Below are 24,664 nucleotides of genomic sequence, written 5' to 3'. Positions count from 1 at the left end.
TTTCATCGTCCCTTCTGGCCCGACATCGGGCCACAGGACTCTAAAACTGGTTGGACTCATTCACTGGGAACACGCCATGCCCACGTGTCCATCGCAGCGCGGAACGCTAACGTCCCAATCGCGACCGATTCACCTTCTTGAACTGCCGTCACCCCGCGCGTTGACGCCGCGCGTCCGTCGTAGAGGCGCTCCACTGCGAAGTCGCATAACTGTCCGCCATCGGCCGGCCTGAGGAAGTGCACCGTGAGACTACTCGCGCGGAGGCTTGATGCGCTGTCAATGGCCAAGTAGAAGTCGCCGCTGGTGGCCAGGGAAAGTCCCCACTCCGTTGCGGGTAGTTGGCTAACTCGTCTTGGCGGCTCCCTTCTTGTGGTCGGCGTGGCGCATCCGGTAGGACTCGCCGGAGGTGACGACGATGGTGGCGTGGTGCAACAAGCGGTCGAGGATGCTGGCGGCGGTGGTGTGTTCGGGCAGGAAGCGTCCCCATTGCTCAAAGGGCCAATGTGAGGCGACAGCCAAAGAGCGACGCTCATAGCCGGCGGCCACGAGCCGGAACAACAGTTGGGTGCCGGTGTCATCGAGCGGGGCGAAGCCGATTTCGTCCAGTATGACGAGGTCGGCGCGGAGCAGGGTGTCGATGATTTTGCCGACGGTGTTGTCGGCCAGCCCGCGGTAGAGCACCTCGATGAGGTCAGCCGCGGTGAAGTAGCGGACTTTGAATCCGGCGTGCACGGCGGCGTGCCCGCAGCCGATGAGCAGGTGACTCTTGCCCGTCCCGGGCGGACCGACCACAGCTAGATTATGTTGCGCCCGAACCCATTCCAGACTCGACAGGTAGTCGAACGTTGCTTGGGTGACCGAGGACCCTGACACGTCGAACCCGTCGAGGGTCTTGGCGACCGGGAACGCCGCGGCCTTGAGGCGGTTGGCTGTGTTGGAGGCATCGCGGGCGGCGATCTCGGCCTCGACCAAGGTCCGCAGGATCTCTTCGGGGGTCCAGCGTTGGGTCTTGGCCACCTGCAACACCTCGGCGGCGTTGCGGCGCACGGTGGCCAACTTCAGCCGCCGCAGCGCAGCGTCGAGATCAGCGGCCAGCGGCGCCACCGAGGCCGGAGCCACCGGTTTGGTGGCGGTCACGACGCCGTTCCGTTGGTCGACGTGCCAACGATCTTGTAGGCGTCCAGGGATCGTGTCTCGGCGGTGGGCAGGTCGAGGACCAGGGCGTCGCCGGCGGGGCGGGGTTGTGGAGTGCCGGTGCCGGCGGCCAGGATGGAGCGCACGTCGGCAGCGCGGAACCGCCGAAACGCCACCGCTCGGCGCAGGGCGTCGACCAAGACTTGTTCGCCGTGGGCGGCGCCGAGTCCGAGCAGGGTGTCGATCTCGGATTTCAGTCGGGTGTTGCCGATCGCGGCGGCGCCGACGAGGAACTGCTGCGCTTCGACACCGAGAGCGCAGAACTGTTTCTCTGCTTGGGTTTTCGGGCGTGGCCCACGCGAGGGTGCGGGGCGGGGTCCGTCGTAGTGTTCATCGAGAATCGAGGTCTCGCCCGGGCTGACCAGTTCGTGCTCGGCGACGATCACCCCGGTCGCCGGTTCCAGCAGGATCAACGCGCCGTGATCCACGACGACGGCCACGGTGGTGCCGACGAGGCGTTTGGGCACCGAGTAGCGAGCTGAGCCGTAGCGGATACATGACAGGCTGTCGACCTTGCGGCGCACTGACCCGGCGCCGATCGCGGGCCGCAGCGACGGCAGAGCCGTCAGCACCGTGCGTTCCTCCACCAGCCGCACATTGGGCACTGCGCAGATCTCGGCATGCACCGCGGCGTTGACTTCGGTGCACCACGATGCGGCATGGCTGTTAAGGGCACGCAGATCAACCGTTTCGCCGGCCAGGGCGGTTTCGGTGAGCAGCGGGATGGCCAGGTCGTCTTGGGCGTAGCCGCACAGATGCTCGACGATGCCCTTCGATTGGGGATCGGCACCGTGGCAGAAGTCTGGGTCGAACCCGTAATGGGAGGCGAACCGCACGTAATCCGGGTGTCGGGACAACGACATTGGCGACCACGCCGCCTTTGAGGCAGCCCATCCGGTCGGCCAGGATCTTGGCCGGCACCCCGCCGATCGCCTCGAGGGCCTCGGCGATCATCGCCAGCGTGGTGGAGGCCTTCTCGTCAGCGGCGAAGCGCACGAACCGCCACCGTGAATACGCCAGCACCGCGCAGAACACCATCAAGCCCGGTGCGGCTTGGGCCCAGTCCATCACCAGATACTCACCCGGTGACCACACCGCCGGACGGCGCTGATGCCGGTTAGCGTTGCGCCACAACACTTTCTGCTCGGCCACCAACCGGCGAAAGTTGCGTGCCGAGCCCTGATAGCCGGCCGCCCGGGCAATCGGCAACATCCGCTTCGCCGACATCTTGCCCTTCGACTTCTCCACCCGAGTCGCGACCAGGTCGGTGAACGCATCGACATTGCGTGGTCGTGGTTCGCGCGGCGGCGGCCCGCCGGCCTCGGCCCGCTCGATGACCCGCTTGACCGTCTTATGGGTGGTGCCGCACAGCTCAGCCGCGCCGCGATACGACCCGACCTGGCGATACGCAGAAATGATGTTCATACGCTCCCTTGCAGACTTCAATAGAGCTCCCTGGGCGGTGTGGTGACAGTTGGCGCTATCACCGTCACCGCCCAGGCCCACAGCTCCCGGAAATGACACGCGAGCCCGCAAAGGAGTGGGGACTTCTACATGGCCACCAGTGGGGACTTCCTACTGGCCACAAACGGGGACTTTCTCATGGCCATGGGCATGCGCCGACGGTTTCGCGCGCCGCCGCAAGGGTCAATGCCAAGGTCGTTCCGCCGAACATCCGGCCGCGGCGCGGGTCGGTGTTTCGTGAACGCCATGAGCGTTCGGAACCGACGCGGTCGAGCTCGAATATGCCCAGTATCTGGGCGGCGAGCTGACTAGCCTTTGATATCGGGGTCAATCGCGCCGTGGCCTAACATTTTCGGGCCCGCGTATCCGCGGACTAGGCCGAGGGCTTTATATCGAGGTCGCCGTCGTATTCGACGATTGCTAACGCAATGCGCAAGTACCGGGACACGAGCATGTCTACAGTTATGTTCCCGGCTGGGCGGTACCACTCGGCGATCGCATTCAACGCGGCGATGAGCGTCCGGCGCGCGTCGTCGGGATACGGTGTCTTGAACGCGCCGGTCTTTACTCCTTGCGCAATAACCTCATCGAGCAATCCCGCGACGGCGGCCCGTCGATCCGATAGCCGCTCGGCATATTCAGGCTCGAGATTGCGGATCTCTCGAATAAACAACAGGCTGTCAACACGGCGGTTTGCGCGGTATTCGACCAAGCTCTCGATGAGAATCAAGAACCTATCGACCGGATCGTCCCCTGCCCTTTCATCGGATGCCGAATGACGAGCCAAAATGTCGTGGAAACTGTCGATCGCCTCATTCAACACGCCATAGAGCAGCTCTTGCTTACTCGCGTAGTAGTGGTATAGCACAGAAAAGCTGAGCGCAGCTTCTCTGGCGATGTCGCGGATTGAGACAGCGTGATAGCCACGCTCCACGAACTCGCGACGAGCAACATCCCGTAAGGTGCCAAGCCCAGCGGGATTGTTCTTGAGCGCTCGCGCCGTGGTACGCGAGCCTCCAAAGCCGTCGGCCGCCGCGTCGCGCTGTTTCATCGCTTTCCCTGGTCGTCGACGTGGCGAGACTGCGGCCCCTCCGCGATATGCGTCTTGTGACGAAGTTGCGCCATCGCAACATCATCTCATCCCAGAACGAACGATCGTCCTATAAATCATGAGATTACAGAGTTCACGGCGACGGTCGCCGCCGCGCTGGGCCATTCGGGTGCGCGTCGTTCGTGGAAAGCCGCCATCCCCTCGACTACGTCAGGTTCCTTCATCGTCTGCGCCTCCAACGACGCGGACAACATCACGTTGAGCACTGCGTCCCTCGCTTGAGCAGCGTTGATGGCCCGCTTGGTGTACGCAATCGCTTGGCGCGGGCCAGCCGATAGGCGCGCGGCTAGGGAGCGGGCCTCGGCAAGGACAGAGGCTGTGGGAACGACTCGATTGACCAGTCCAATTCGCTCTGCCGTCGACGCATCGACCGGATCACCCGTCAGTAGGAATTCCTTGGCCCGTGCTGGTCCGATCAGCGCAGGCCATATCGCGGTGCCGCCGTCTCCTGCAGCGATGCCCATCCGGACGTGAGGGTCGGACATAGTTGCGGTATCGGCCATGATGACGACATCGCTTAGCAATGCCAGGGTGGCACCGAGGCCGACGGCCGCACCATTGACGGCCGCGATGACCGGCTGTGGAACTTCCAGGAATTCGCGCACGATCTTGCTCACATCACCCATCGCTCGCGCTGTCGACCATGGGTCCGCATCACGGGTTTGCTGAATGAGCTCGGTGTCCCCGCCTGCGCAGAAAAAGCGGCCTGACCCGGTGATCACGACTGCACCAATGTCACGCTGTTCTGGTATCCAGCGCAAGAAGGCAAGGATTTCGTTGTGCATGGCGCTGTTGACCGCGTTCGCCCGTTCGGGTCTGTCGAAGGTGAGTGTCATCACTCCGTCGGAAGCGGTTTCCATGCTAAGTGTGCTGAACATGCGCGACATCGTCTACACCCTCACTTCTGGTCGATTGCTGCCACCGAGGCGTCTGGGCGAACGCGATCTCTTCGCTCCCGCGAGGAGGCTGCGGGCGATCGTCCGCACCTGGATTTCATCGGTCCCGCCGAAGATCTGCAGAACCTTGGCGTCACGACAGAGCTGCTCGACGTTGTTCTCGGCCATGTAACCGTTGCCCCCGAATATCTGAACCGCTTCGAGGGCGACCTCCATCGCCGCCTGCGCTGTGTGCAGCTTGATGGCGGACGCCTCTGCGAGCGTGGGGCGAATCCCCGCATCCGACATCGCGATGTACTGCAGCAGCATGTGTTCGGTATTGAGACGCGCAACTTCCATTTGGCCAACTTCAGTTGGATCAGCTGGTAGTCACCGATCGGCGTGCCGAACTGAACGCGGGTCCGCACGTACTCGGTGCACAATTCAAGGCAGCGCTCGATTATCCCCAGCGCGTTGGCAGCCATGCTTGCCCGCTCCATCGCAAAGGTTGCCTTGGGTCCGGAGTCCGATGACTCCCCGGACTTGCCGGAATGGCCATCCTTGCCCGTCCCCCGCAGCAATCTATCCAGGGTGACGAAGACGTCATTCAGCTGGAGTTCACCGGTCGGCGAGGAGTGCAATCCCATCTTGCGCAGGGGTCCGCTCTGCCAAAGCCCAGGCATCCCCTTGTCGAGCACGAACGTCATGATCTTGCGCTTAGCCGGCGGCGTCTCATCGTCGAGCTTGCAGATGAACACAATAGTGTCGACGTTCGGCGCGTTGCTGATGAATGTCTTGCTCCCACTGAGCAACCACCCGCCGTCGGTCGGTCGGGCGGTAGCGCGCATCGCACCGAACGCATCTGAGCCCGATTCCGGCTCGGTGATTGCCCAGGCGCCAACCTTAGTCAGTGTCAGTAGATCTGGAACCCAGCGGCGCTTCTGTTCGTCGTTACCTGTCCGCAGGATGGCTCCTGCCGTCAAGTCGATGCTGGCACCAAGCGCGGTCACCAGGCCGGGTGAGTGCCGGGAGAACTCCAGAAGCGGAATGAGCTTCTCGCTCGCGTTGCGCGGCGGCCTCTCACCAGCCAGCGTCGCCTCGAAGCGTTCCATCGCGCTCTCGCCAACACCGAAGTCTGCGTAGAACTTTCGGAGGATATCGAAAGGTGGAACGCCGTCGAATTCGATCGCCTCCCGCTGCGGGGCGACCACCGTTTCCACGAAGCGGCGGACCGCAGCGCGGTACATCAATTGTTCATCTGACCAACAAAGCATCGCGAGTCCCTTCTCGGCTGCGAATGATGCCTTGGTTCCGCGGCCGACTGTGCGCCGCTGCACTGCGGTCCACACGTCTCGGCGACGGCACGTGGCCCTCCTGGGCGTCCGCCGACCTGAGCACCTCCTTGATCAGAGGCGCTTGATACGAGTAGAAGTCGTCTCCGCGACCATGGGCATAGCGCACGAATTGACGCGACGCGCTCACGCCAAGCGGTGCTTTCTGTGTTCCGGCGGTCAACGGCAGCGAGCAGACCATTGCTGAGCGCAGTGTCGATCGCTTTCCGCGCGGATTGACCATCGATGGTGATCAGCAGCGTGCCGTCACTGTATTCGACCATTACCTCATCTGTCATTCTCCCTCCCCTGATTCGCGATTCATCGAGGCGGAAGACGAACGGCACCGTCGAGACGGACCACCTCGCCGTTCAGGTAGCTGTTGGTGATCAGTTCCATCGCCATGGAGGCGAACTCGTGATCGAAGCCGAGTCGTGGCGGAAAGCCAACACTTGCGCCAAGTCTGGCCTTGAATGCGTCGGCCTTCTCCCCTTGACCGTAGATGGGGGTGTCAATAAGGCCTGGCGCTATGGTGTTCACCCGAATGCCGTGTAGAGCCAGGTCACGGGCCATCGGCAGAGTCATCGCAACCACTCCACCCTTGGCGGCCGAGTACGGTGTCTGACCGATCTGTCCGTCGAATGCCGCGACCGACGCCGTGTACAAGATTACCCCCCTGGCACCGTCGTCGAGCGGTTCCGAACGCGTCATGGCGGCGGCAGCAAGGCGAGCGCAGTTGTAGCTACCGATCAGGTTGACTCGGACGACGAACTCGAACTTCTTGAGCGGAATCGGGGTCCCCTCGCGGTCCACGATTCTGGCCGCCGGACCGAGACCGGCACAGTTGACCAGCACGCATAGCGGGCCGAGTTCGACCGCTGCGTCGACTGCGGCCTGTACCTGCGCTTCATCGCTGACATCGGCGTGAGCGAAGCTTCCGCCCAACTCGGCGGCCACCTTGCGGCCTAGGTCTTCCTGTCGGTCGAGATCACGACCCTGGCGCCGTGCTCTGCGAGCGCTTTGGCGGTGGCCGCACCGAGGCCGGAGGCGCCACCGGTGACGATCGCGGCTACACCGTCGATATTCATGTCTCAGATCCGTTCGATGATCGTGGCGTTGGCGAGACCGCCGCCTTCGCACATGGTTTGCAAGCCGTAGCGACCGCCGCTGCGCTTGAGCTCGTTCAGCATGGTGGCCATCAGCTTCGCGCCCGATGCACCTAGCGGATGGCCCAGCGCGATGGCGCCGCCGTTGACGTTGACCCGATCCATGTCGGGATGCACTTCCTTCTCCCAGGCGAGCACTACTGACGCGAATGCTTCATTCACCTCGAAGACGTCGATGTCGGCAGCCGTCAAACCGGCCTTCTTCAAGGCCTTTTCGGTGGCAGGGATGGGTCCAGTCAGCATGGACACCGGATCCACACCGGCGAGAGCAAAGGTGTGGACCCGCGCCAGTGCCTCGAGGTTAAGCCGCTCCGCCGCTTCTTCGCTGGCGATGAGTACCGCCGCTGCGCCGTCACAGATTTGGCTGGATGTGCCTGCGGTGATCTTGCCGCCCTCCTTGAACGACGGCTTGAGCGTTGCCAGGGATTCAACCGTGGTTTCCGGTCGTATGCCTTCGTCGGAATCGACGACGTCACCTTCGGTCACCTCGCCGGTTTCCTTGTGGCGCCGCTTGGCCGGCAGCGGCAGGATCTCGTTGTCGAACCGTCCTTCGTCGCGCGCACGCGCCGCTCGCTGCTGACTGCGTGCCCCGTACTCGTCGAGTTGCTCACGAGAGAGATTCCACCTGTCGGCGATGATCTCCGCCGAGATTCCCTGCGGAACAAGTCCGCCGGCAGGCTTGTAGCGCTTGCGCACCGCTGGCCCGTACACATATCCCCCAGGCGTGTTCGAGGCACCCATCGGGGTCGTACTCATGACCTCCACTCCGGCGGCTACCGCGATGTCGTAAGCGCCGGCCATCACCCCTTGCGCCGCGAAGTGCACGGCCTGCTGCGACGATCCACACTGACGATCGATCGTGGTGGCTGGAATGCTCTCCGGCAGTCCTGCAGCCAGAACACTGCTGCGACCGATGTTGAAGGCCTGATGCCCTACCTGCGTTACGCAGCCCATGATGACGTCGTCAATCAGCTCCGGATCCAATCGATTCCGCACGACGAGCCCATTGAGCACCTCTGCTGCGAGGTCGACGGGATGCCAGCCCGACAGATTTCCGTGGCGCCTCCCGCCTGGCGTGCGGATCGCGTCAACGATCACCGCTGATGAACTTCTCATTGATTGCTTCCTTCCTTGGATTACCAGTCACCAGCGGTTCCGCTGCTTCGGTCCGGTGAGAAGCGGCTTCCAGTTCGCTAACCATGCGCACAGCCCACTTGTAGTCGGGCTTGCCGGTATCGCTGTGGACGATGCTGGGAACCACGTGGACAACTTTGGGAGCTTTGTAGCGGGCCAGCCGGCGACGGCAGAAGCCAATGAGCTCAGTCTCATCGATGCCATTTGGAGCCACCACGACGGCAGCGACCTCGGATCCCCATCGCTCGCTCGGTCGACCGCAGACCAGTGCGTCGACGACGTCGGGATGGTCCTTGAGCACGGCCTCGACCTCTTCGACGAAGACCTTTTCTCCACCTGTGTTGATGGTCAACGAGTCTCGCCCGAGGAGTTGAACTTGGCCGTCGGCGAGTAGTCGCGCGCGATCGCCTGGAATGGTCAATCGGATACCGTCGACGACGGGGAACGTGCGCGCGGTCTTGTCAGCGTCGCCGAGATATCCCAGCGGGATTCGACCGGAGCGTGCAAGCCACCCAACGCCCTGATGCCCCGCTTCGAGGAAGCGGGTGCGGTCTTCGGCGACCACTCTCATCGACTCGTCGGGGGTGAAGGTGACGTCCGCGGCTGAGGCGTCGTCGACACTTAGCCGACTACCGAGGATGCCGGATTCGGAGGACCCGATGTTCACGATCACGCGAACGCCGGGCATGAGCTCGATCAGGCGCCGCTTGCAGTTTGCGTGCAGCGCAGCGCCGCCCGAGACGATTACGCGGAGCGACGACACATCGTAGTGCGTGTGCTCCAGTTCCTGCACGAGCGGCCATCCGAATGCGTCGCCCACGAACGTGATCACGCCGACGCGGTGTTTCTCTACCGTTGTCAACACGTCCGCGGCGGCGAAGTTTTGTGCGCGCTGTGGGAATACAACCGTGTTGCCTTCGCAAATGGCCTGCAGCGCCGCCCACTGCGCTGCGCCGTGCATCATCGGCGCACACGGCAATACGCGGATCGGCTCGCTACGAATCGCCTCGAGGCTTTCATTGAGATCAATCCATTCGCGCCCCGTGCGCCGGTTTCGCAATCCGAGCGTGGCGACCGCCACGTCGCCCTGGCGCCACAGCACACCCTTCGGCATTCCCGTGGTGCCTCCGGTGTAGATGACGTAAAGGTCATCGGGCGAGAGCTCGTCGTGTGCCACCGGTGACACTGATGCCAGCGCCTCTTCGTAGTCGATCGCTCCGGGCAGCAGAGGATGACCGCTTCCGTCAGCTACTTGCAGCAGCGTCTTGATACCTGTCAGGTCAGGCAGGACCTTACTCAGCGCCGGGGCGAAAGCAGCATGAAACTGAATCACGGAAGGAGATGCATCAAGCAGCAGATAACGCAACTCATCAGCCGTGTACCGATAGTTGACGTTGAACGGCGCAGCTCTTCCGAGAAATGAGCCCACCAGGCCCTCGACGAAGTGCGCTCCGTTGTGAAGATACTGCGCCAGGAGGTGTTGTCCCGCCTCGTGACCGCTCAACGCCGAGCGGTCTACGAAGTGACCGATGCCGCGCTCGTTGAGGAATGCTGCCAACCTCGAAGATCTGTCGATGAGCTTTGCGTACGTCAACGATTTGCCGCCCTGGAGCACGGCGGTTCTATCCGGAACCTTAGCTGCGACAGCCCGGATCAGTGCACCGATGTTCAGGTCATTGGTCATCGGCGCAAGATCTGGTTCGACACGATTCCGTTCATTCGGCACATCGGAACTTGTTCGGTTCGGGTGAGCCGGAATGACTTTGGTGGTTGCACAACGATCGGCGGGTGCCGGTGTGCCGAAGTCGGAGGGCAACACCGGCCACTGGTCGACGTCGCCTGGGCTTCACATGGGGACGGCTTCCAGCGGGTGGTTGATGCATGAGACGACATAGCCTGTGACGACCGGCTAATCCTGTGAATGACCGGCTAAGGCGATCATCTTGTCGTGGTCCTCGGCCGGGTAGAACTGAGCAGCCCAACGACGCATCGCCGAGTAAGCCTTGGCTTCTTCTGCAGCGAAGTGTGGGCGTTGAAGGTAGGTCATGTTCGCCCAGATAGGGAAGTCTTGCTCAATGACCGTCTGCTGCACCTTGATGAATGTGACCCCGGGCCCTTCGGGCTTCGTCCGGTCGGCGCCTTCCGGTTGCTGCGAACACTGACCGAAGTAGTAGTCGATGTACTCGCCGTCCACAGTGGTGAAGCCAGTGAACTGAATGGTCGGAATCGGCTCGGTCCAGCGGATGAGCGAGAGCCCGATGCCGTACGTGTTCATCTCGACCAAAGCCTCGACCGGACCGTCAGGCGTGAACTCCGTGCGTTCCTTGCCGGCACCGTAGACGACCGAGACGATCGATTGGAACCAATGCCCCTCGGAACGGAAGCTGACCTGCTTCGGGATCTCTCCGGCACCGTGGATGTAAGCGATGTGCGCGGGATCGACGGCGTTCTCGATCGGCATCTGAACGTGAGTCTTCGTGCGGTGCACGATGGAACTCCCGGATGCATGTCGAAGAAGTCGGCGCGCCCGTACTCCGGTATCACCGGCGGCTCCCAGGTCGGTTGCTTCTCCGGGTCCTCTGAATACCAGACGACGATCGCGCCGCAGAATTCACGCACCGGATAGGTGCGGATTTTCAGGTTCGGCTTGCATCCTTCAGCGGAATACGGGATTCGGCTGTTGTGCCCGTCGCCCCGCCATTCCCAGCCATGCCATGGGCATGCGAGATCGTCGCCGACGACCCATCCACCAACGCCGCGGTGCGCCCCGAGGTGGAGGCAGTACGCATCTTGCACGTAAGCCTGGCCACCGGCTCCACGCCAGAGCACCAGCTCACGATCGAAATAGGTTAGGCGCCTGACGTCACCTGGCGCCAGGTCGTGGCTCCATGACACGGGGAACCATCCCTCGGGAAACTTGGAACTTGGAAACCCGTTGCGGTTTCTTGCTCCTGTGCCCATCGCTTCACTTCCTTCAGTTCGTATCTTGGAGTAGGTTTCGGCGACCGCACCGACGGCCAGCAGGCCGGCCCACCAATCGCGCAAGAGAGCTGAGCGAACGTTCGATTATCTAGCTATGGTATCAGACTTCTGTCGACGGAACAGCCTTAAAGTCGGATGCCGGTCCGCATGGGTGATCCCCGCCGGACAGGCTGGCGATACGATCAGCGCCCCAAGAAGGATGGTGGCCGTTTCTCTCTAAGCGCCGCAACGCCTTCACGGAAGTCGTGGCTTCGCACCAGTCGCTTCTGGCCCGCCGTCTCGCGGTCCATGGCGCCTGCGATGTCGTCGATCGTCGCAGAGTTGATGGCGCGCTTGGTTTCTGCGTAAGCCAGCGGCGGACCGGCCGACAAACGGTCGATCAACCCGTCGACATCGGTTTGAAATGTCTCGGCTTTGCTGACGTGGCTTACCAGGCCCCATTCGGCAGCTTCCGTGGCGCCAATACGCTCCGTTAGCAAAGCCATGCGAAGGGCCCTCGCACGGCCCACTGCCGCAGGAAGTAACACCGTGGCGCCGCCATCCGGCATGAGCCCGATGTTTGTCAAGGCCAGAAGGAAGTATGCGCCTTCCGCGGCCACCCCCACGTCACATGCTGCGGCGAGTGACACGCCGACACCGGCAGCTAACCCGTTTACTGCCGCCACGACCGGCTTGGCGATCTCCCTGATCGCCAGGATGGCTCGGTTGGCAGCTGTGAGCGTGTCGCCGCCGCTGGAATCTCCCGTCCGCAGCATGTCCGCATTCGCGGAATTCAGCGCCGCGGGACGATTTAGCGTGATCCACAATGCGGCGCCGTTGCGTTCGACGAGCACGTTCGGTTCGGCTTCACCGTTTGTCATGACAATTTTCCTCACATTCGGTTGAGTCGGCCGGCCGCAGGCTGCATTGCGGGCGCTCCTGTCGATTCAAAACCGTCGAGCGCGAACGACGCCCTACCGAGGTCGAGGGCGATTCGTTCCGCCCGCCCGCCTTGAACTAGCCTGCGTCGACAGCTAGGCTAGCCGCCCGAACGTTCGATCACTATGCGCTCGTTGGTGGCTACCCGCAACGTTGTCGCCGTGATTGCGGCCCGACCGCACGCTTGTCCGCCTGCTCATAGCGCGAGGGAGTCAGTTTTGATGGATCACGTGACCGTCGAACACAGCCGGCTCGGTGCGCGTACGTAGAAAGCCATGGGCAATGACCGCTGGCCAGATTCCTGCCACTGTCGATGCCCTGCTTCGCCGTGGCGCGGCGCTTTGGCCTGATCGCGATTTCATTGTCCTGGAAGACGGCGCCCGCTGGACTTGGCAACGCTGTCTGAAGGAAGCATCCGGGGCCGCAACGGCATTCGCCGCCCGAGGTGTCGGTCGAGGAGATGTAGTGATGCTCCTCGTGCCTAATGGCGGAGCCTGGCTGCGCGCCTGGTGGGGTACGGCCCTTCTTGGCGGCATCATGGCCGCGGTTAATCCTGCCTACAAAGGCCAATTGCTCACAGACGTATGCAACACGATCAGGCCGAAGGTCATCGTAGCCGAGGCAAACGTGGCTGAACGACTTAACGACAGCGAACACGAGCTGGTGTTGGACCCCTCCGAACTGTGTGAGCTCGTGGCTTCCATCGACGAACTGGACCCCCCGGCGAAGCCGTCCGACACGCATTGCTTGCTTATGACCTCAGGCACCACCGGCCCATCCAAGGCGTCGATCACCACCCACGCTTACGTGTGCAACCTTGCTGCCTGGCTCGTCGATGGTTGCGGACTCAATTGTGACGACGTGTTCCTCGCGGACATGCCGTGGTTTCATCTGTCCGCGTTCGCACCGGCAGTACAGATGATGCGAGTTGGCGGGAAGGTCGCAGTGCGCGCTGCGCCCGCACTGACCGAATACTGGCCAACAGCGCAAGCTCTCGGCGTTACCTTCGCGATTGCGCCCGGTACGGTGGCGCAGTTCCTGCAGTCGCAACCTCGGTCGGGAGCGGAACGCGAGCATTCGATACGGTTCATGTTGTGCGCCCCACTACCGCCCGATCCTGCCTGCTTCGTTGAGCGATTCGGTCTCGACGGACTATGTACCGCCTACGGCTCCACGGAAGCCAACCTAGTGCTCGTCAGCACCTTATCGGCCCCACCGCGGCCCGGAAGCTGCGGCCAAGCCCGGCTGGGATTCGAGGTCCGCATCGTCGACGATCAGGACTGTCAAGTGCCAAGAGGCGAGGTCGGAGAGTTGATCGCACGCGCCGATGCACGGTGGGTGCAGTCCCAAGGCTACTGGGGGGATCCGGAAGCCACAATCCGAACGGCACGCAACGGCTGGATTCACACCGGCGACGCGCTGCGCGTCGATGAGGACGGCCACTACTTCTTCCATGACCGGTACAAGGACGTGCTGCGTCGGCGTGGCGAGAACATCTCGAGTTGCGAAGTTGAACGCGAGGTGCTCGCATACCCCGGCGTTTCCGAAGTGGCATGCGTAGCCCAGCCCGGCGAGTACGGCGGTGACGATGAGGTGAAGGTGTTTGTCGTTCCGGTCGGCCACACCGAGATGGACTTTGCCGCATTGCTCAAGTTCCTGACAGATCGGATGACGTACTTCATGGTGCCGCGGTTTTTCGAAGTCATCGATGAGCTACCCAAGACCCCGACCCAGCGGGTACAGAAGTACCTGCTGAGAGCTCGCGGCAACGGTCCGACGACATGGGATAGGAAAGCAGAGGGTTACCGGGTGACCCGGACCGGACTCGAGCGGACCCACCGCGATCAACCGGCGCACAGCCGCGACTGTCGCTGATGGAGGACATCGAGGGTAGGACGCTCGCGCCTAACGTCACTCAGCGGTTGCTCCGCTTCACGGGGGTGCGGCACTGGGTCTTGCATCCCGCGATGCTCGAGCGCTGGGCTGCGCACCCACGACCGCCTTACTCGGGCTGGCCGTCCAAACGGGTGCTGAAGAAAATCCATGTCGAGCGCTCGGATCTCGACGGTCGCCCGGTGTACGAGGTCAGCCCGCGCCGGGCGGAACCGGGACCGCTCAATGGTCACCTGCTGTATCTGCACGGCGGTGCCTACGTACGCGACCTGTTTCCGCATATCCACTGGCCGGCGATCGCCGACTTGGCCAACATCCTGCGCCGCACGATGACTGTGCCGATCTACCCGCTCGCGCCCGAGCACACCTACCGCGAAGTTTTCCCGTTTCTTATGCAGGTGTACCGCCGGCTGCTGGAAGACCGTGACCCGAGTTCGATTGCGTTTATGGGTGATTCGGCCGGCGGCGCGATGGCGTTGGCCCTGTGTCATGCAATTCGCGACGCCGATCTACCGCAGCCAAGTGATGCTGTGCTGCTCTGCCCGTGGATGCACATCGCACTCCCCCACCCCGACGTACCGGCGGTCGCCAAGATCGATCCGTTGCTCAACGTCGACCACCTGCGTGCCGCGGGAATTCGCTATGCCGGCGGTGATCCCCTCGACATGCCCTTGGTCAGCCCGGGTGCCGGACCGCTGACCGGACTGCCGCGGCTGACGGTGTTCACCGGGACACATGACGTGCTCAACCCCGATGCCCGGGACTTCCATAAACGCGCGATCGCCGAGGGACTCGACATCGGCTGGTACGAAACCCAGGGTGCTATGCACGTGTGGATGTTCCTGCCCGGTCGCCGCGCCGCCGAGGCGTTGGCCCAGATCCGTCAGGTGCTGAACGGGTAACCCGAGTCGTTCTACCGAGCCGGTCGGGCCAGTCGGCCCGGCCGGGCACCTGTATCGCGATCGTCTTCGCGCGTCAGCTCACCTGCCACGAAGGTAGCCACATAGCCGCTGGATGACTGCAGGTAGCGAGAGCCCCCTGCCGGAAGGTCGCGGCGCAGCACAGGCCGGTGGATTCGCAGATTGTCGAGATCGATGACGTTGACGTCGGCTCGCTTTCCCACTTCCAGTGAGCCGCGGTCGGATAAGCCGAACAGCTGCGCGGGGACACGCGTGTACTTCTCAACAACCAACTCGATCGGCAACCGCTCGCCGCGCTGCCTGTCGCGCACCCAGTGAGTGAGAGTAAATGTCGGACTCGACATGTCGCAAATGAAGTTCACGTGTGCACCCGCGTCGGACAACCCGGTGACGGTGTTGGGATCCGCCAGCATCTCCCGGCAGGCCTCAAGGTTGCCTTCGACATAGTTGGCACCCAGTAGCATCGCGACGGCCATGCCGTCGTCCTGCAGCAGAAAGTCGTAGAGGAATTCGATCGGGTCGCGGTTCTCCCGGGCCGCCAGAGCGGCCAGTGACTGGTCTAGTGGCGGTTCGTAGTCCACTGGATCGGCCATCGGGAAAGTCAGTGGCAGCAGACCCTCCCATATGCCGGTCATGATGTTGTCCATGGCACCGGCGTCTGGGTTCGGAACATCCGGCTCGGCAAGGATTGCGGCCTTGACATCGCTGCGGCGAAGCTCGTCAACAAGTTGACCGTGAGGCAGTTCTGCGAGCTTCATATAGGTGGGGCGTTGCATGAAGCGGTGGTAGCCGGTCAGTGTTGTCAGAACTGTCACCCCGCGCGGGGCGACCATCGGCGCCAGGTGGGCCCCGTTCGCGTTCGCCGTACTTACGGCCTCCAACACCTCGCGCCACCGCCCCGGGGCATCGTTGTTCTGGAGGGTCGTGAAGACAATGGGCAGCCCGTGATTTTGCGACAGCCGAGCGAAGAGTTCTATCTCTGACAACAACGACGAATGTTCGGGCTCGAGCCCCCCTCCGATTTCGCCGATTCCTCCGGCTGGAATAGCTTGCAACACTGCGCCGCCACCGGCCTGCAGCCCCGCGGCGATCGCCGAGAGTTCGTCTTCATGGGCGAATGTCCCGGGCACCGGCTCGCCGGACATGGCGCGATGTCCCATGATTCGCGATGTGGAGAACCCCGCCGCGCCGGCCCGCACAGCCTGCTCGGCAAGGCGAGCCATCTGTGCGATCTCGTCCGCGGTGGCCGCCTCGCGGGAGACCGCTCGATCACGCATGACATAAAAGCGCATTGGACCATGCGCGATCTGCGCGGTGACGTCGCTAGTCCAGCGACGGCCGTCGAGAAACTCGAGGTACTCGGGGAAGGTCTCCCATTGCCCCCATGGCATCCCCTCGAATAATGCGGTTCCGGGGATGTCCTCGACACCCTCCATCAGGTCGATGAGCGCCACTTCGCCGCCCTCGGGGACGGGGGCAAAACCGACGCCGCAATTGCCCATCACGACGGTTGTGACGCCGTTGGCGGCAGAGCCCTCGAGCGCATCGTCCCAGGTGACTTGCCCGTCGTAGTGTGTGTGGGAGTCAACCCACCCCGGTGTCACGACGGCTCCCTCGGCGTCGATCACCCGGTGTGCCGCCTCGGTGAGCTTGCCGATTTCTGCGATCCGACCGCCCTGTATACCGATGTCGGCGGTGCGTGGACGCCCTCCGCAGCCGTCGACCACTGTTCCGCCCTTGATCACGACGTCGAGCATTGTTGCTCCCTCCTAACTCAACGGCTGAGGATCGCAATACGCAGAGCCCCATGTGACAACGCTAACACATCGAACGTTCGACCAGTACCCACCCATCGGGCACTACGGGGTTTGTAGTGCCGGGCCTAGTCGGCCGAGCCGATGAATCGCAGTATCAGCTCGGCAACCGTTTCCGGCTGGTCGAGCTGCAGGAAATGACCGGCCTTCTCGAGGACGGCCACATCGCTGCCGGCCGGAAGCACTTTCTCGTTCCAGTGCGCAACAGTCGGTATGGCAGCGCCGTCGTCATGGCCGTGCAAATACAGGGTCGGTAGCTTTGGCGCCGAGGTCCAATGCCGGTGCAGCTCAGCGTAGCGTGCGGGTGGCCGCGTGTTGCGCAGCGTCGCCCGGTACGGCCCCAATGCCGCGCGCCAGTTCTCCGGCTGCCCGATCGCGGCATCGACATGGCGCAAATCCTCCTCGGCGTCAAAGTCCGGTGACCAGCGCCGCCACAGCAGCGGCACCATCCACGAGCCTGAACGATATGGCAGCCAAGGCAATTGGAAGTACATGCTGTACCACACGCGCAACAATTGACGTGGAAGGTCACGAAGCAGCCTGCCCGGGTCCGCGACGCGCCCCAGCGGACGAAACGCCGCCCGCAGCGGCACCGACATGATCACCGCCTTGGCGAATGGACTGTGCGGCATGGCGGCCAAGCCGGTTGCCGTGAACCCTCCCCAGTCGTGGCCAATCACTACATCGCGGTCGGTGCCACCGCCCGCCAGACGCGCCCGTAGCGCATCGTCCATCAGCGCCCCGACGTGATAACTGCCGTCGGAAGGAATCGATGACGGCGCGTAGCCCCGCATGAACGGCGCCACCACCCGCCAGCCCGACTGGGCCAGTCGAGGGGCAATTTTGCGCCAGCCGTAGGCGGTGTCGGGGAATCCGTGCAGGCACAACGCAATCGGGGCATCAGACGGTCCCCAGGTCAGGGCCTTAAGCTCCACCTCTGGGGCATGCACGTCGATCCAGCGGGGTTCAGTCATCGCCCGATCCTTCGCGTATCGGCGGCGCTTCATTTCATGCTGCGCCTCCGCGGGGCGAGTAGCATACAACAGCGCTCATCCACCGCAGACACGAAGCCACGCGAGTTACTTAGACTAGACTCGAGACTAGGGCGATGGATCCGGTGTCGCCAGGCAGGGAAACTGCCGCTGGTGACGCTGCCGCCGAGAGTTTGCCACCCCATCATGGGGTCAGCAAGGACGGCCTTGGCATAGGATTGCCTTGCGCGCAACGTGGCTTTCGAGTGAAGGCCGCCGGTTCGCCGTCGCTGGTAGCCATTCGCGTGGCGCGTGGATCGAGGCACATGATGGCCGATAACTCGCAGCGGAATAAACCCGATCTACTCGGTGACGTAGCCGCCGAATTCGCTGCCCTCGGCTTCGAGGAACTGGAGGAGATCGGGCGCGGCGGTTTTGGGGTGGTCTACCGCTGTCTGCAGCCCTCATTGGAGCGGACCGTCGCGGTGAAGGTGTTGAGCGCCGACTTAGATGAGGAAGCCCTCGATCGTTTCCTGCGTGAACAACGTGCATGGGCAGGCTGTCAGGTCATTCGAACGTCGTCAACATCATGCAGGTCGGCACCATCGCCGCCGGGCGGCCATTTATCGTGATGCAGTTTCATCGGTACGGCTCGCTCGACATGAGAATTCGCACCCATGGTCCTCTCAGTTGGAGAGAATCACTTCGCGTGGGCGTGAAGGTTGCGGGGGCGCTGGAGACGGCCCATCGGTCCGACGTTGTGCACCGCGACGTCAAGCCAGCAAACATCCTGCTCACCGAATACGGCGAACCTGCCCTTACCGACTTCGGTATCGCCCGTATCGCGGGAGCCTTTCAGACCGACACGGGGAATGTCATCGGAACGCCCGCTTTCACAGCCCCTGAGATCCTTGCAGGCCAGAGTCCGACCGTAGCCTCCGACCTGTACGGACTAGGGGCGACGTTTTTTGTGCGCTGACCGGTCACACGGCGTTCGAGCGCCAAAGCGGTGAGCAGGTCGTCGCTCAATTTCTTAGGATCACCCGCGAACCAGTGCCGGACCTTCGTCGAGTCGGCATTCCCGATGGTTTCGCCCGGGCGATCGAGTGGGCAATGTCGGGTGATCCCGCGGATCGACCCAATACTGGCGCCGGACGGTCCTCGCATCGTGGGTGGCTTATCTGCCGCCGCCGGTGGCTCCGGCGCCATTTCGCTGGCTGTCAAATCGCGAGGCGCAGAGCAAGTTGATGAACGTGGCTATCTCGAATGTGCCCGGGCCCCGCGAGCGCAGCCACCTGGGCGGCGCAACGATCAGCGAAATCTATTCGGTCGGGCCGCCGTTGGCCGGGGTGGGGATGAACATCACGGTGTGGAGCTACGTCGATCAACTGAACATCTCGGTGATCACCGACGACCGCACCGTCGACGAACCCCATGAAGTAGCCGACGCGATGATCCGGGCATTCAGCGAAATCTGCGCTGCTGCTGGGCTTTCCGACCAGTTAACCAGGGTCCACACCGCAATGGCCCCAGCCACAGTCGCCAGCTAGCGCACGCTGGCGCCCTTTCCTAACCCGGGCCCGCAGCTCGTTGCGCAGAATCTTACCGGTGCTGCTGCGGGGGAGTTCGTCGAGCACCTCGATCATGCGCGGCACCTTGTAGTTGGCCAGGCCTTGTCGGACATGCTGTTTGAGCGCTTCCGGGGTGCCGATGCGCGGGGTTGCAACACGACGAAGGCGGCCAGCCGCTGACCGTACTGCTCGTCGTCCACGCCGATCACCGACGCTTCGGCAGCCTCGGGATGAGCCAAAAGCGCCACCTCCACGTCGATCGGATAGACGTTTTCGCCTCCGGAGACGATCATTTCGTCGTCGCGGCCGACCACGAACAGCCGGCCGGCTTCGTCGAGATAGCCCATGTCGCCCGAGGCCATGAACCCGTCGTGAAAGTTCTTGCTCTTGCCTGAGGTATAGCCTTCGAATTGAGAGCCACTGCGTACATAGATTTGGCCCACTTCACCAGGGGGCAACTCCGTGAAGTTCTCGTTCAGGATGCGAATTTCGGTTCCCTCGGCGGGTTTGCCTGCGGTGTCGGGAGCCGCGCGCAGATCGCCGGGCGTAGCGGTCGCGATCATGCCCGCCTCGGTCGCGTTGTAGTTGTTGTAGACCACATCGCCGAACTGGTCCATGAACTTCGTCAGGACGTCGCGCCGCATCCGCGACCCGGATGCCGCGGCAAACCGTAACGATCTGCAGCTGTAGCGCTTTCGCACATCGTCGGGCAAGTCCATGATCCGGTCGAACATCACCGGAACGACGCAAAGTCCGGTCGCGCGGTGCCGATCAATCAGCTGGAGCGTCGCTTCCGGGTCGAATTTGCGGCGGGTCACGATCGTGCACGCCATCATCGTCGCGAAGATCAGCTGCGAAAACCCCCAGGCGTGAAACATGGGTGCGACGACGACCGTGGTTTCCTCGGCTCGCCACGGCGTCCGGTCAAGGATGTTCTTCACGACGCTCGGGTCACCGCCGGCCAGCTTCGCGCCCTTCGGTATGCCGGTGGTGCCCGAGGTGAGCAGTATCGTTCTGCCCTTCTGCTTGGCGCGCTTGGGAAGTCGGCCAGCGTGCGTGTCGATCATTTTGTCGACGGTTAGATCGTGCGCCGGCGGTTCGTCGGTCCACGCGACGATCCTTATTGCGTCCGACTTCTCGGCCAGGGCACGGTCTACCGTCTCGGTGAACTCCTCGTCGTAGACCACCGCGTCGGCACATTCGCGGTCCATGACTTCCGCCAGCGCTGGGCCAGCGAACGAGGTGTTCAGCAGCAGCGCGTCGGAACCGATGCGGTTGGCCGCGACCAGCGCGTCGACGAATCCGCGATGGTTACGGCACATGATGCCAATGGTTTTCGGCTGCCCCCCGGGCAGTGCCTGCAGGGCCGCGCCGAATGCGTCGGCGCGCTCGTCGAGCTGCTGCCACGTACGTGCCGAGTTCGTCGACGAGCCCGGACCGGTCCGGACAGCGCTGGGTGGACGACGCGAAACCGGAGGTGGCCGCCAGGTTTTCGCGACGCATTGCCGCCGCGATCCGCAGGTATTTGTCGGGTCACATCGGCGCGATCACCCGCGGCGGCGCATGGTGGCCATCACGCCGGCCATGTTCTCTAGACGGCTGCGCAGTCCCATGGTTCAGCCCAGGACCGGCAGCCGGCGCTTGCGCGCCAGCCCGTTGAGTGTTTTTTGCATCACTTCGCGCACATGTGCGTCGACCACCGCGACATCAGGGTTCTCGCCGAATCGCGCAGCGATGTCGATGGGCTCCAGCACCTCAGTGACGATCTTGGTGGGCAGCGGAAGGTTGGGCGGCAAGACGCCAAAAAGGCTGACTCCGAACGGGAATCCGATAGTGACCGCACGACTTTCATGCGGGCCGCACGTGTGATGAACCGAGCCGCTTCGCCAGTCCGGCTCCGCGAACCAGGAAGAACTGGCTTTGCTGCCCGCCGATCGACACCGCCGGCACGATCGGCACCCCTGCCTCGATCGCGGTCCTGACGTAGCCCTTCCGGCCATCGAAGTCGATCATGTTCTCCGACACCGTAGGCCGCATCGCGTCGTAGTCACCGCCGGGGAACACCACCACCAGGTGACCGGAGCGCAGCGCTTCAACCGCGTTCTCGGGATTGACCCGGATGTAGCCAGTGCGCAGCAGCAAGTTCGCCAGCGGCCCCACGAAGAGTATGTCGTGACTGAGGTGTGGATCGGCCGGCCATAGCCAAACGTCTCGTAGAAGTCGACAGCGAGGATCGGGACGTCCATCGGAAGCATCCCACCGGAGTGGTTGGAGACCACAAGTGCGCCGCCCGCGGGCGAGATGTTGTCCAGGCCGTACACCTCCGACCGGTAATACAGCTTGACGAACCGTCGCAAAACCCCGATCACGCGTTCAGTGAATTCGGGATCCCACTTCGCGATTTCCCCCGGATCGATCTCGGCGTCGCTCAAAGTTGTCCCGTGCGCGCAGTCCCTAAATCGGACACATTGACCAGCCGAAGCCAACAGCGCCTTCCCGAGTCCACGGGCAGCCCCTTACGTGATAGGTGCGAGCCCGCCAATGCCGCCAGAATGACTTCACCGGCGGACCCTACCTGGCGCATAGACACCAGGGCTACGGTACCATATGATTAAGCGTACGTTCGATAAGTATTCCGGCCGGTACGTCGGTCTGTGAGGAGCGAACCAATGAGGACGGGCTTGACCGACCTGCCATCCCGAGTGGGTAGTAGGGGTAGCAGAGCCGTGAGCGCACACTGTGGATTGGCTGACGTGGAGGCGCTGACCCTGCGGACCGGGCGCGGTGTGCACGTGGGCGGACGGAGGTGACCGTGATGAGGCCCGACTACCACACCGTCGTTGTCGGTGCCGGATTCTCCGGCATCGGCACGGCGATCAAACTCGAGGAGGCCGGCTTCGGTGACTATCTGGTGATCGAGGCCGGCGACGGTGTCGGGGGGACTTGGCACTGGAATAACTATCCCGGGATCGCCGTGGACATTCCGTCGTTTTCCTACCAGTTCTCCTTTGAGCAGCGCCCGGACTGGTCGCGGACCTATGCACCGGGCAACGAGCTGAAGGCCTATGCCGATCATTGCGTGGACAAGTACGGCATCCGCTCCAAGATCCGGTTCAACACCAAGGTGTTGGCCGCCGCGTTTGACGACGAGCACGCGCTGTGGCGGGTGCAGACCGATCCGGGCGGGGAGATCACCGCGCGGTTTCTGGTGAACGCCAGCGGGGTGCTGACGGTGCCCAAGTTGCCTGACATCGACGGTGTCGACTCGTTCGGCGGCATCACCATGCATACCGCGCGCTGGGACCACACCCAAGACCTCACTGGCAAGCGGGTCGGCGTCATCGGCACCGGCGCGTCCGCCATCCAGGTGATTCCCGAGATCGCGCCGATCGTCAAGGAGCTCACCGTCTTTCAGCGCAGAGCGATCTGGTGTTTCCCCAAACCCGATGTGCCGATGCCGGCGTTGGCGCGCTGGTTGATGCGCCTGCCGGGCGGCAAGGCAATTCAACGGTGGGTCAGCCAGGCTTACGTCGAGGCGACCTTTGCGATTCCGGCGCACTATTTCACGGTGTTGCCGCTAGCGAGGTGGATGGAGCGGGTCGCGCGGGCCTATCTGCGCTGGCAGGTCAAGGACCCGGTGGTGCGCGAAAAGCTCACGCCGCGTTATGCGATGGGCTGTAAACGGCCGGGCATGCACAACGGCTATCTGTCGACGTTCAACCGCGACAATGTGCGGTTGGTGATCGAGCCGATCGACAAGATCACGTCCTCGGCGGTGGCCACTACCGATGGTGCGAACCACGAGATCGACGTGCTGGTGCTGGCGACCGGCTTTAATGTATTGGACCTTGACAACAGCATGCCCACATTTGCGGTCACCGGGAGTGGTGGCCGGTCGCTGAGCCGGTTCTGGAGCGAGCATCGGCTGCAGGCTTATGAGGGTGCCAGCGTTCCGGGCTTTCCGAACCTGTTTCACGTGTTCGGCCCGTATAGCTATGTCGGGTCGTCGTATTTCGCGTTGATCGAGGCCCAGAGTCGCCACATCGTGCGCTGCCTGAAGCGGGCCCGCCGCGACGGCGCAACCCGCGTCGAGGTCACCGAGGAGGCCAACGACCGCTACTTCGCCGAAATGATGCGTAAGCGGCACCGCCAGGCATTCTGGCAGGATAGCTGCCAGCTGGCCAACAGCTACTACTTCGACAAGAACGGCGACGTGCCGATACGGCCCTCCACCACGCTCGAGGCTTACTGGCGCAGCAGGCATTTCAATCTCGACGACTACCGGTTCACTGCCTAGATACCGTCAAAGCTCATGATCTCTACGGCAACGGCCCAGCGTCGTGAGAGGTGCAATGGAGCCCAACGGCCAACACTCGGTCCGGCCTGCGCGAACAACATTGAATCTCAACCTACTGGAGTGGGAGAAAGGACCGACGATGGGCAGGTTGAACGGCAAGGTGGCGTTGATCAGCGGAGCGGCGCGCGGTATGGGGCGCTCCCATGCGCGGATGCTTGCCGCCGAAGGCGCCGACATCATCGCAGTGGATCTGTGCGCCGACATCGAAACCAACGAGTACCCGCTTGCCCGGACTGAGGATCTCGACGAGACCGCGCGGCTCGTCGAAAAAGAGGGCCAGCGTGTGCTGGCTGAGATCGCCGACGTCCGCGACCGGCCAGCCCTGTCCGCAGCGATCGACAGGGGTGTCGCTGAATTCGGCCATCTCGACATCCTGGTCGCCAATGCGGGGATCGCACCAATGACGACGGGCCTACCACCGCAGGCCTTCGCCGACGCCGTCGACGTGAACTTAGTCGGCGTGATCAACCTGGTACACGCGAGCCTCAAACATCTAAAAGCCGGCGCGTCGATCATCGCAACGGGATCGTTAGCAGGGTTCCTGGCGTCGATGAACAGTGGCGGTTTCAACGCCGGTCCGGGTGGTGCCGGATACGCCTTCGCCAAGCAGCTTGTCGCGCACTACGTCAACGACTTCGCTCTACAGCTTGCGCCCAAGTCAATTCGGATGAATGCGATCCACCCGACGAATTGCAATACCGACATGCTGCACAGCCCGCCGATGTATCGAGCGTTTCGGCCCGATCTGCAGCAACCGACCCGCGAGGACGCAGAAGCGGCGTTCTCGGTTATTCAGGCGATGCCAATTCCGTATATCGAACCCGAGGACATCAGCGAGGCCGTGGTTTTTCTTGCCAGCGACGCCTCCCGCTATATAACCGGCCAACAGCTTCTGGTCGACGCCGGTGGTTTCCTCAAGATGAAACCCTGGTCGGGCGTATGAGGTTCGACCCACCGAGCTGC

General features: G+C 63.0%; 14 protein-coding genes and 8 pseudogenes. 6 read left to right on the top strand and 16 right to left on the bottom strand.

Annotation, left to right across the window (positions count from 1 at the left end):
- Positions 1-56 precede the first annotated feature (56 nt).
- From AU187_RS26160 to AU187_RS13140, 12 genes and pseudogenes are all read right to left on the bottom strand, one after another.
- On the bottom strand, positions 57-287 hold the full coding sequence (locus AU187_RS26160) for an acyl-CoA thioesterase domain-containing protein (protein WP_353612196.1): 231 nt from the start codon (positions 285-287) through the stop codon (positions 57-59).
- A 55-nt stretch (positions 288-342) separates the two neighbouring features.
- Entirely contained in the window at positions 343-1,137 is a 795-nt protein-coding gene (istB, locus tag AU187_RS13185; RefSeq protein ID WP_059099539.1) for an IS21-like element IS1612/ISMav1 family helper ATPase IstB, read from the bottom strand.
- Positions 1,134-2,640 (bottom strand): annotated as a pseudogene (istA, locus tag AU187_RS13180) (IS21 family transposase). Before istA ends, istB begins: the two are co-directional and overlap by 4 nt.
- 391 nt (positions 2,641-3,031) lie before the next feature.
- Positions 3,032-3,709: a TetR/AcrR family transcriptional regulator gene (locus AU187_RS13175; RefSeq protein ID WP_059099538.1), complete on the bottom strand. Its 678-nt coding sequence runs from the start codon at positions 3,707-3,709 to the stop codon at positions 3,032-3,034.
- A 116-nt stretch (positions 3,710-3,825) separates the two neighbouring features.
- On the bottom strand, positions 3,826-4,656 hold the full coding sequence (locus tag AU187_RS13170) for an enoyl-CoA hydratase/isomerase family protein (protein ID WP_082683831.1): 831 nt from the start codon (positions 4,654-4,656) through the stop codon (positions 3,826-3,828).
- A gap of 3 nt (positions 4,657-4,659) precedes the next feature.
- Positions 4,660-5,918, bottom strand: a pseudogene (locus tag AU187_RS13165) (acyl-CoA dehydrogenase family protein).
- 378 nt (positions 5,919-6,296) lie between these two features.
- Positions 6,297-7,063: pseudogene (locus AU187_RS13160) on the bottom strand (SDR family NAD(P)-dependent oxidoreductase).
- 3 nt (positions 7,064-7,066) lie between these two features.
- On the bottom strand, positions 7,067-8,257 hold the full coding sequence (locus AU187_RS13155; protein WP_059099536.1) for a thiolase family protein: 1,191 nt from the start codon (positions 8,255-8,257) through the stop codon (positions 7,067-7,069).
- Positions 8,229-9,959, bottom strand: a complete 1,731-nt coding sequence (locus AU187_RS13150; protein ID WP_082691822.1) for an AMP-binding protein — start codon at positions 9,957-9,959, stop codon at positions 8,229-8,231. The genes AU187_RS13155 and AU187_RS13150 overlap by 29 nt, the downstream gene beginning before the upstream one ends.
- 225 nt (positions 9,960-10,184) lie before the next feature.
- A complete protein-coding gene (locus AU187_RS25965) occupies positions 10,185-10,763 on the bottom strand; it encodes a hypothetical protein (RefSeq protein ID WP_059099535.1) in 579 nt (192 codons plus the stop codon).
- A 149-nt stretch (positions 10,764-10,912) separates the two neighbouring features.
- Positions 10,913-11,236 (bottom strand): annotated as a pseudogene (locus AU187_RS26155) (Rieske 2Fe-2S domain-containing protein); the annotation flags it as partial.
- Between the two features lie 203 nt (positions 11,237-11,439).
- On the bottom strand, positions 11,440-12,117 hold the full coding sequence (locus AU187_RS13140) for an enoyl-CoA hydratase-related protein (RefSeq protein ID WP_082683827.1): 678 nt from the start codon (positions 12,115-12,117) through the stop codon (positions 11,440-11,442).
- Positions 12,118-12,457: 340 nt separating this feature from the next.
- On the opposite strand from AU187_RS13140, the gene AU187_RS13135 reads away from it, so the two are divergent.
- Both AU187_RS13135 and AU187_RS13130 read left to right on the top strand, forming a co-directional pair.
- Positions 12,458-14,050: an AMP-binding protein gene (locus tag AU187_RS13135; protein ID WP_082683826.1), complete on the top strand. Its 1,593-nt coding sequence runs from the start codon at positions 12,458-12,460 to the stop codon at positions 14,048-14,050.
- Positions 14,050-14,970 carry an alpha/beta hydrolase fold domain-containing protein gene (locus AU187_RS13130; RefSeq protein ID WP_059166844.1) on the top strand — a complete coding sequence of 307 codons (921 nt, stop codon included), beginning with the start codon at positions 14,050-14,052 and terminating at the stop codon, positions 14,968-14,970. Before AU187_RS13135 ends, AU187_RS13130 begins: the two co-directional genes overlap by 1 nt.
- A gap of 11 nt (positions 14,971-14,981) precedes the next feature.
- Here AU187_RS13130 and AU187_RS13125 read toward each other — a convergent pair whose 3' ends face one another.
- On the bottom strand, positions 14,982-16,745 hold the full coding sequence (locus AU187_RS13125; protein WP_059099531.1) for an N-acyl-D-amino-acid deacylase family protein: 1,764 nt from the start codon (positions 16,743-16,745) through the stop codon (positions 14,982-14,984).
- Positions 16,746-16,870: 125 nt separating this feature from the next.
- Positions 16,871-17,776 carry an alpha/beta fold hydrolase gene (locus AU187_RS13120; protein ID WP_059099544.1) on the bottom strand — a complete coding sequence of 302 codons (906 nt, stop codon included), beginning with the start codon at positions 17,774-17,776 and terminating at the stop codon, positions 16,871-16,873.
- 326 nt (positions 17,777-18,102) lie between these two features.
- Between AU187_RS13120 and AU187_RS25025 the strand changes: the two are divergent.
- Together AU187_RS25025 and AU187_RS13110 are read left to right on the top strand one after the other, a co-directional pair.
- Positions 18,103-18,925 (top strand): annotated as a pseudogene (locus AU187_RS25025) (serine/threonine-protein kinase); the annotation flags it as partial.
- Between the two features lie 5 nt (positions 18,926-18,930).
- Positions 18,931-19,323: pseudogene (locus tag AU187_RS13110) on the top strand (WS/DGAT domain-containing protein); the annotation flags it as partial.
- A gap of 21 nt (positions 19,324-19,344) precedes the next feature.
- Here AU187_RS13110 and fadD12 read toward each other — a convergent pair.
- Both fadD12 and AU187_RS13100 read right to left on the bottom strand, forming a co-directional pair.
- Positions 19,345-20,957, bottom strand: a pseudogene (gene fadD12, locus AU187_RS13105) (acyl-CoA ligase FadD12); the annotation flags it as partial.
- A 3-nt stretch (positions 20,958-20,960) separates the two neighbouring features.
- Positions 20,961-21,776, bottom strand: a pseudogene (locus AU187_RS13100) (lysophospholipid acyltransferase family protein).
- A 383-nt stretch (positions 21,777-22,159) separates the two neighbouring features.
- Between AU187_RS13100 and AU187_RS13095 the strand changes: the two are divergent.
- Positions 22,160-23,641, top strand: a complete 1,482-nt coding sequence (locus AU187_RS13095; protein WP_059099543.1) for a flavin-containing monooxygenase — start codon at positions 22,160-22,162, stop codon at positions 23,639-23,641.
- Between the two features lie 139 nt (positions 23,642-23,780).
- Positions 23,781-24,644, top strand: a complete 864-nt coding sequence (locus AU187_RS13090; protein ID WP_059099528.1) for a mycofactocin-coupled SDR family oxidoreductase — start codon at positions 23,781-23,783, stop codon at positions 24,642-24,644.
- The last annotated feature ends 20 nt before the right edge of the window (positions 24,645-24,664 follow it).

Source organism: Mycobacterium sp. IS-1556 (assembly GCF_001499985.1).
In the GTDB taxonomy this organism is placed as follows: Bacteria; Actinomycetota; Actinomycetes; order Mycobacteriales; family Mycobacteriaceae; genus Mycobacterium.
Note: the sequence above shows the minus strand (reverse complement) of the source record. Positions and strands in the feature narration are given on the sequence as shown.